Origin of the sequence: Acinetobacter sp. YH12137, from assembly GCF_013418535.1 — a bacterium.
In the GTDB taxonomy this organism is placed as follows: domain Bacteria; phylum Pseudomonadota; class Gammaproteobacteria; order Pseudomonadales; family Moraxellaceae; genus Acinetobacter.
In genome coordinates, this window is record NZ_VPBW01000091.1 from 1 (window position 1) to 1,283 (window position 1,283).

1 rRNA gene is annotated in these 1,283 nt (G+C 52.4%); it reads left to right on the forward strand.

What is annotated here, in order from left to right:
• Positions 1–1,283 (forward strand): 23S ribosomal RNA (locus FTU72_RS16205); the annotation flags it as partial.

A 1,283-nucleotide genomic window follows, 5' to 3' on the forward strand; every position in this document is an offset into this window, starting at 1 on the left:
CTCTATGCTGAGAGTTGATAGCAAGCCAGTTTACTGGTGAAGTGGCTGATACCATACTTCCAGGAAAAGTCTCTAAGCTTCAGTTACACTGGAATCGTACCCGAAACCGACACAGGTGGTCAGGTCGAGTAGACCAAAGCGCTTGAGAGAACTCTGCTGAAGGAACTAGGCAAAATGGTACCGTAACTTCGGGAGAAGGTACGCTGCCGGCGGTGATAGGACTTGCTCCTTGAGCTGTTGGCAGCCTCAGAAACCAGGCCGCTGCAACTGTTTATTAAAAACATAGCACTCTGCAAACACGAAAGTGGACGTATAGGGTGTGATGCCTGCCCGGTGCTGGAAGGTTAATTGATGGGGTTAGCGTAAGCGAAGCTCTTGATCGAAGCCCCAGTAAACGGCGGCCGTAACTATAACGGTCCTAAGGTAGCGAAATTCCTTGTCGGGTAAGTTCCGACCTGCACGAATGGCATAATGATGGCGGCGCTGTCTCCAGCAGAGGCTCAGTGAAATCGAATTCGCCGTGAAGATGCGGTGTACCCGCGGCTAGACGGAAAGACCCCGTGAACCTTTACTGCAGCTTGACATTGAACTTTGATCTTACTTGTGTAGGATAGGTGGGAGGCTTTGAAGTGGTGACGCTAGTTGCCATGGAGCCGTCCTTGAAATACCACCCTGGTAATATTGAGGTTCTAACTCTGCTCCCTGATCGGGAGCGAGGACCATGTCTGGTGGGTAGTTTGACTGGGGCGGTCTCCTCCTAAAGAGTAACGGAGGAGTACGAAGGTGCGCTCAGCGTGGTCGGAAATCACGCGTAGAGTATAAAGGCAAAAGCGCGCTTAACTGCGAGACCCACAAGTCGAGCAGGTACGAAAGTAGGTCTTAGTGATCCGGTGGTTCTGTATGGAAGGGCCATCGCTCAACGGATAAAAGGTACTCTGGGGATAACAGGCTGATACCGCCCAAGAGTTCATATCGACGGCGGTGTTTGGCACCTCGATGTCGGCTCATCTCATCCTGGGGCTGAAGCAGGTCCCAAGGGTATGGCTGTTCGCCATTTAAAGAGGTACGCGAGCTGGGTTTAGAACGTCGTGAGACAGTTCGGTCCCTATCTACCGTGGGCGCTGGAAATTTGAGAGGATCTGCTCCTAGTACGAGAGGACCAGAGTGGACGAACCTCTGGTGTACCGGTTGTGACGCCAGTCGCATCGCCGGGTAGCTATGTTCGGAAGGGATAACCGCTGAAAGCATCTAAGCGGGAAGCCTACCTCAAGATAAGATTTCCC